The sequence below is a fragment of the Longimicrobium sp. genome (assembly GCF_036554565.1).
Classification (GTDB): Bacteria; Gemmatimonadota; Gemmatimonadetes; order Longimicrobiales; family Longimicrobiaceae; genus Longimicrobium.
Genome location: NZ_DATBNB010000653.1, coordinates 1 through 6,925, shown reverse-complemented (window position 1 = coordinate 6,925; position 6,925 = coordinate 1). Strand labels below are relative to the sequence as shown.

Here is a 6,925-nt window from a genome sequence, read left to right as displayed (position 1 = left end):
CACGCGCTGCTCCTTGACCTTGTGGCGGCGCACCGCGGCGCTGCGCTGTTCCTGCTCGCGCTCGCCCAACACCAGGATGTACGGCACCTTCTGCTTTTCCGCCTGCCGGATGCGGTAGTTCAGCGACTCGTACTGCTGCAGTTCGGCGCGGATGCCGGCCTTCCGCAGCGCCGCAGTCACCTCGTGCGCGTAGTCCAGCTGCTTCTCGTCGGAGATGGGCAGCACCACCGCCTGCACGGGCGCCAGCCACACCGGGAACGCCCCGGCGAAGTGCTCCACGATCACGCCGATGAAGCGCTCCATGGACCCGAAGATGGCGCGGTGGATGACGATGGGCGTCTGCCGCGTGCCATCCGCCGCCGTGTACTCCAGCTCGAACCGCTGCGGAAGCTGGAAGTCCAGCTGGATGGTGCCGCACTGCCACTTGCGGCCCAGGCTGTCCTGGATGCTGATGTCGATCTTGGGCCCGTAGAACGCGCCGTCGCCCTCGTCGATCCAGTATCCCCGGCCGGATGCATCCAGCGACGCCTTGAGCGCCTCTTCGGCCGCGTTCCACTGCTCCAGCTCGCCCATGTACTTCTCGGGGCGCGTGGAGAGCTTCATGGAATACTCCAGCCCGAACAGCGAGTAGAAGCGGTCCACCAGCCCCAGCAGCTGCCGGATCTCCTCCTGCACCTGGTCGGGCGTCAAAAAGATGTGCGCGTCGTCCTGCACGAAGCTGCGCGTGCGCATCAGCCCGTGAAGCGCGCCCGTCACCTCGTTGCGGTGCAGGATCTGGCTCTCGGCCACGCGCAGGGGCAGGTCGCGGTAGCTGTGCGCGCGCGTCTTGTAGAACAGCATCGTGTCGGGGCAGTTCATCGGCTTGAGCGCCATGTCGGGCTCGCCGTCCGCGTCGCGCACGATGTACATGTCCTCGTGGTAGTGCTCCCAGTGCCCCGACTGCTGGAACAGGTCGGGCTTGTACAGCACGGGATTGAGAATTTCGACGTAGCCGTATTCCGGCTGCAGCTCGCGCCAGAAGCGGCCCAGCTCGTTGCGCAGCGTCAGCCCGCGGGGATGCCAGAGCGCGCCGGCCGCCCAGGGATGAAAGCTGAACAGGTCCAGCGACTGCCCCAGCACGCGGTGATCGCGGGCCTTGGCCTCTTCCACGAACGCCAGGTAGCTCTTGAGCGCGTCGCGGCTGTCCCACGCCGTGCCGGTAACGCGCTGCAGCGACGGGTTCTGCTCGCCCCGCCAGTGCGCGGGCGACGCCGTCAGCAGCTTTACGTTCTGGCAAAAGCTGGTGTCGGGCACGTGCGGGCCGGCGCACAGGTCCACGAAGTCGCCGTTGCGGTAGAACGTCACCGTCTGGTCCACCAGCTTTTCCAGGATGTCGAGCTTGTAGCGCTCGCCCTTCTCGGTAAAGAACTCCACCGCCTCGGCGTGGGGGACCACGGCCACCTCGAAGCGCTGCCGCTCCTTGCAGACGCCCTTCATCCCCTCCTGCACCGCGGCGATCTCGTCGGGCGTGATCGGCGAGTCCACGTGCACGTCGTAGAAGAAGCCGTGCTCCGTCGCCGGCCCGATGGCGAACGTCGCCTCCGGCCTCACCTTCCGCAGCGCCGTCGCCATCACGTGCGCCGACGAGTGGCGGATGCGCCGCAGCTTTTCGTCCGCGGGGAGCGCCTTGAACTCGTCGGGTGCCACGGGCTGCCAGTCCTTGTCCCGCAGCCAGCCATCCCAGTCCTTGCTCATCCGTATCTCCATATCGTTGATCGGGCCCGCCACGGGGCCGCGCGTCGTCAAATCTCAAGAAGGCGTCAGATTAACGGCCCGCACCGCCCCGCGCCACCGCTCCGCCCACGAAAAAGCCGCCCCGTTCAGGAGGGCGGCTGATCGTGTGATGGCGGAACGTGGATGCTCACCCTGCCGCTCGGGCGAGCTCCGCCGGGACGGTGCCGGTAGTCCGGGTGTGCTGGCTGAGGATGCGCACGAACGTGTCGGCGATGGCCGACCACGAGAAGTGGCTGGCCGTGTAGGCCGCCGCGCGGCTGGACGCCTGCGCCACCAGGGCGCGGTCCGCGCGGTAGCGCAGCACCAGCGCCCGGAACGCCTCGGCGTCCTGGCTGGGCACCAGGTGCCCGTTCTCTCCCTCGCGAATCACGTCGCTGATCCCTTCCAGGTCCGCCGCGATCACCGGCATTCCGCACAGTCCCGCCTCCAGCATCACCACGCCGAACCCCTCGATGTCGCCCTTCACGTGGATGTTGGGCATCACGAAGAGGTCGGCGCCGCGGTACAGCGTCAGCAGCATCTCTTCCGACACCTTGCCCAGCAGCCGCACGTTTCCGTGCAGGCCATGGCGGTCGATGGATGCCTGGATCTGCGGCGTCATGGGCCCCTCGCCCGTGATCAGGTAGATCACGTTGCCGGGCATGGTCGGCATCACCTGGTCGGTGAACCAGGTGAAGCCCTTGCGCTCCTGGTGGCGCCCGACGCTCACCAGGATCAGCGCGTCATCCGGGATGGTGCCCGCCGACTCGCCGATGGACTTCAGCAGCTCGCGCCGGGCGGCGCGCCGGTCGCGGGGCGCGCCGAACAGGTCCACGTCCACGCCGCAGGGGATCACGTGCATCTTCGCCGGCGACAAGCCGCGCGCCAGGCACTCCTGCCCCGTGGCCCGGCTGATGGGAAACACCAGGTCCAGCCCCTTGAGCACCCTGGGAACGAACCACTGGTATCCCGGCGTGGGCAGCGTCACGTCGCGCCCCACGGGGATGGCGGCGGAGAGTGCGCCCGCGCGGCGGATGGCGTTGCCCAGCACCGCCGTGGTGGAGGCGGTGACCATGGACGAGTGGAGCACCACGTCGATCTTTTCGCGCTTGACCACGCGCGGAATCTCCCGCAGCAGCCCGGCCATGAAGCCCGGCATGCGGCGCGGCGTCTGCTTCCACGACGTTTCCAGCAGCCGCGAATGAAGCTCCACGCCCGGATGCTCGCCCAGGGCCGCGTGCAGCCCCTGCGCCACGCGCTGCATTCCGCCCACGTTGCTCAGCGGGTCGCCGGGCAGCGGAAACGAGTGGGAAACGTAGAGGATTCGCAACGTGGATTGCTCCTGCGGCGGGGCGTTCCTTCGGGGGCTAACTCGGTGGAACGGTTGAATATACACCCGGACGGGGCACTCTGTCCAGAATCTCGTCCCCCGCCGCCACCTCCACCTCTACCGCATTGTCGTAGAAGACGGCGCCGCCGCCCATGTCGGTAACGCCCTGCGAGGTGGTGTCGTTCACCGTGCGGCCGCCGTCGGAGAGCTGCGCCCAGCGCACGCCGTAGGAAACGGCGACGCCCGGCCGGACGTCATCCGTCACCACCGCCCGGCCGAAGAAGTGCCCGCGGTCGTTCCAGCAGCGCAGGCGGTCGCCGTCGCGCACCCCGCGCACCGCCGCCTCGTTGGGATGCAGCAGCAGCTTGGTAGGCCCCGCCGCGCGCTCCAGGTGCGGCACGTTGGCAAAGGTGCTGTTCATCAGCGGATGCTCCGGCGGCGACAGCAGCATTAGCGGATAGCGCGCGGCGCGTTCGGGGTCTGCCTCGGCGCTCTCGGCCGGCGGCACGTACGTGGGCAGGGGATCGATGCCGATGGCCTCCAGCTCAGGCGCCAGGATCTGGATCTTTCCCGTGGGCGTGTTCGGCTTCGGCTCCGCGTACGGACGAAAGTCGCGCTGCGCGCCGACGCGAATCCATCCCTCGTCCAGCAGCCGCTCGAAGGTGATCCCCTGCATCCAGGGGTGCGACGACTCCAGCGCCTGGCGGATCAGGTCCACGTCGCCGTCCGCGAACTCGGGATCGTCCAGCCCCATCCGCCTGGCCAGCCGCCGGAAGATCTCGGTGTTGGGCAGCGACTCGCCGACCGGGGCGATGGACGGCCGGTTGAGCGTCAGGTACAGGTGCCCGTACGCGGTGTGCACGTCCCAGTGCTCCAGCTGCGTGGTCGCGGGGAGCACCCAGTCCGCGTAGCGCGCCGTGTCGGTGACGAAGTGCTCCATCACCACCGTGAACAGGTCGTCGCGCAGCAGCCCCTGCCGGACGCTGCCCAGGTCCGGCGCGACCGCCGCGGGATTGCTGTTGTAGACGACCAGCGCCTGCACCGGCGGCCCGCCCACGCCCGCATCCGGCTTCGTGAGCGCCTCGCCCAGCTGGATCATGTTGATCGTGCGCGTCCCGGGCGGAACCCAGTCCGGCCGCTGCAGCCCGCCGCCGTTCAGCTTGAAGGCGCCGCTGGTGGAGAGCGTGGCGCCCCCGCCCAAGTCGCGCCAGGCGCCGGTGACCGCAGGAAGGAGTGAGATGGTGCGGACCGCGGTGCCGCCGCCGCGGTGCCGCTGCAGCCCGTAGTTCAGCCGGATGAACGACGGCCGCGTGGTGGCGTACTCGTGCGCCAGCTGCTCGATGCGCTCCGCATCCAGCCCCGTGATCCCCGCCGCGCGCTCCGGCGTCCACTCGCCCGCCCGCTCCCGCAGCGCCTCCCAGCCGACGGTGTTCTCGCGCAGGTACTCAGTGTCATCCAGCCCGTCGCGAAAGATCACGTGCATCATCCCCAGCGCCAGCGCGGCGTCGGCGCCGGGGCGGATGGGCAGGTGCTCGTCGCACTGGGCCGCGGTGCGCGTGCGGATGGGGTCGATGGCGATCAGGCGCGCCCCGGCCTCGCGGGCGCGGCGCAGCGCCGGCCACAGGTGCGGGTTGCTGGTGAGCGTGTTGGTGCCCCAGAGGAGGATGAACCGCGCGTGCTCGGCTTCTTCCGGTGTGGGCCCGAGGCGATCGCCGTAGGTGACGCCCCAGCCCACGCTCCCCGCGGTGGCGCAGATGGTACGGTCCAGCAGGCTGGCGCCGATGCGGTGAAAGAAGCGGCTGGACATCGACTCGCCCTGCACCTTGCCCAGCGTGCCGGAATACGAGTAGGGGAGGATGGCCTGCGGCCCGTGCTCGCCCGCGCGGATTGCGTTCAGCCGCCGGGCGATGTCGTCCAGCGCCTCGTTCCACGAAGCCGGCTCGAACCGCCCCTCGCCCTTGGGGCCCACGCGGCGCAGCGGCGTCGTCAGCCGGTCCGCGTGGTAGGTGCGCTCGACGTAGCGGTTCACCTTGGTGCACAGGAAGCCCTGCGTCACCGGGTGGTCGGGGTCGCCCTGCACGCGCACGGCGCGGCCGTCCTGCACGTGCACCAGCATGGCGCACGTGTCGGGGCAGTCGTGGGGGCAGGCGCCGCGCACCACGCCGGTCCGGACCAGGGGAAGGGTGATCGTGGTCATGCCGGGAAGATAATGCCGCGTTCCGTCCGCGCACACCGCCGCGTGTCGCGGATCAGGCGGCTAGAGCCGCGCCGTGACGCCCACCGTGAACCGCAGGCTCCGCGCGCCGAATGCGTCGCTGCCCAGGTCCGTCCAGGGGTCCTTCGTGATCTTTCCCTCGGTGTAGTCGCCGCCGGTGTAGACCAGCCCCACGTCTACCGCGGCTTCGGGCGAAACCCCGTACTCCACCCCGGCGCCCACGCTCGGGCCCACTCCGCGGATCTGGATGACCTTGTCGTCGAAGTGCTCGGGGATCTCCTCCCTCGCCAGCCGCCCCGTCCACCCCGCCTGCAGGTAGGGCCGCAGCTGGGCCTCGGAGAGCAGGAACCGGCCGCCGAGATCGACGTGGGCCAGGGCGTATTTGCCGGATTCCATCGTCGTTCCGGTGCCCCCGGCAAAGAGCGAAAGCCGCCGTGTGATGCCGTACCCCGCGTGCAGGCTTACGCCGATGCCGGTGGTGGCGCTTTCTCCCTTTTCGATGGTGGACTGCGCTCCCGTCAATCCCACGGTGAACTGGAAACCGGTGGTCGTGAACGGCTGCTGCGCGGGCGCGTCCTGCGCGAAGCCGGTGCTGCACCCGATCAGCGATGCGAGGAGCGCCGAGAGGATCGATGTCTTCTTCATCCGTGGTTTCCAGCCGGGGAGTGAGGGAACGGGAGGCGCGTGTGTCGGGGCGGTCGTGCGGGATGATCAACAATAACCGGTTCGCCCCGGCGGGAGCCAGTATGTCGTGACCACTGGACGCCGTCTATCTCAGTCGGCAAGCCGAAGGTTGCCGTGGATCGTGCGCCGTCAGAGGCACGGCAATAGTTTCCCGCCACACGGGTCATCGGCCGTGGCGTCTTCGACTGCGGAGGCGGTGAGCAGCCGAGCGATCCAGGTGACGACGGAACCAGTCCGGGGAGCGTCAGAAGCCTAAGAGGGGCAGCATCGATGCATGGTGAGATGGGGTCGTGGGCAACGGGCAGGCGGCGGGCGTTCAAGCGAATCGTTGGATGGTCCTTCGCGGCCCAACTCGTCGTGCTCTCGGCCGCCCTGGCGATGATGTACAACGGCCGAGAGCCGGAAGGACTGCTCGGGCTGGCGACTCGCGCCTACGGGTGGCCGCTTTTTCTTTTGCTCGGGTACGCAGATTGGCGGGGCTGGCGGGGCGAGGGAGTGATTGGCTTCGTCATCCTGGGGATGCCCATCCTCGTGATCGTTGTAGCGCTGGGGTACTCCCTGGCAATTGCTTCGATCTCGGTGGGAGTGGCCTCCTGGCGCGCCGCGGCCGGCGGGGACGGGCAGCCTCCGTCGGCAGAGCGGGCGTAGACTGCGGCTGGGCGGCTCGAGCACACGGGAGCGCTGCGGTCGTCGAAGCTCTCGATGCGAATCTCCGGGAGTCCAGGGGCGTGAGGATGCCCGGCGCCATGCCGCCGGGGCGGCCGGCACCTCGCGGGCCCCGGCCGCCCCGCCTATCTGCTCTTGAAGTCGTGCGGCGCCGTGACGAGCTCCGCCAGGTCCAGTTCCAGCTTCGTTCGCCCGTCGTCCGCCAGCGCGCCCACCGTGACCGTGACCCAGGCCGTAAGCGTTTTTCACCGGACCATCACGCGCATCCTTCTCTGCTA

At 69.3% G+C, this 6,925-nt stretch carries 4 protein-coding genes; all 4 read right to left on the bottom strand.

All coding sequences use genetic code 11. The features are described from left to right. On the bottom strand, positions 1-1,734 hold a 1,734-nt coding region (gene thrS / locus VIB55_RS18180), incomplete at its 3' end, for a threonine--tRNA ligase (protein WP_331878087.1). A 166-nt stretch (positions 1,735-1,900) separates the two neighbouring features. Further along, on the bottom strand, positions 1,901-3,082 hold the full coding sequence (locus VIB55_RS18175; RefSeq protein ID WP_331878086.1) for a glycosyltransferase family 4 protein: 1,182 nt from the start codon (positions 3,080-3,082) through the stop codon (positions 1,901-1,903). Between the two features lie 37 nt (positions 3,083-3,119). Further along, positions 3,120-5,279 carry a molybdopterin oxidoreductase family protein gene (locus tag VIB55_RS18170; RefSeq protein ID WP_331878085.1) on the bottom strand — a complete coding sequence of 720 codons (2,160 nt, stop codon included), beginning with the start codon at positions 5,277-5,279 and terminating at the stop codon, positions 3,120-3,122. A gap of 60 nt (positions 5,280-5,339) precedes the next feature. Further along, positions 5,340-5,942, bottom strand: coding sequence for an outer membrane beta-barrel protein (locus VIB55_RS18165; protein WP_331878084.1), 603 nt, complete (start codon positions 5,940-5,942; stop codon positions 5,340-5,342). Positions 5,943-6,925: the final 983 nt, after the last annotated feature.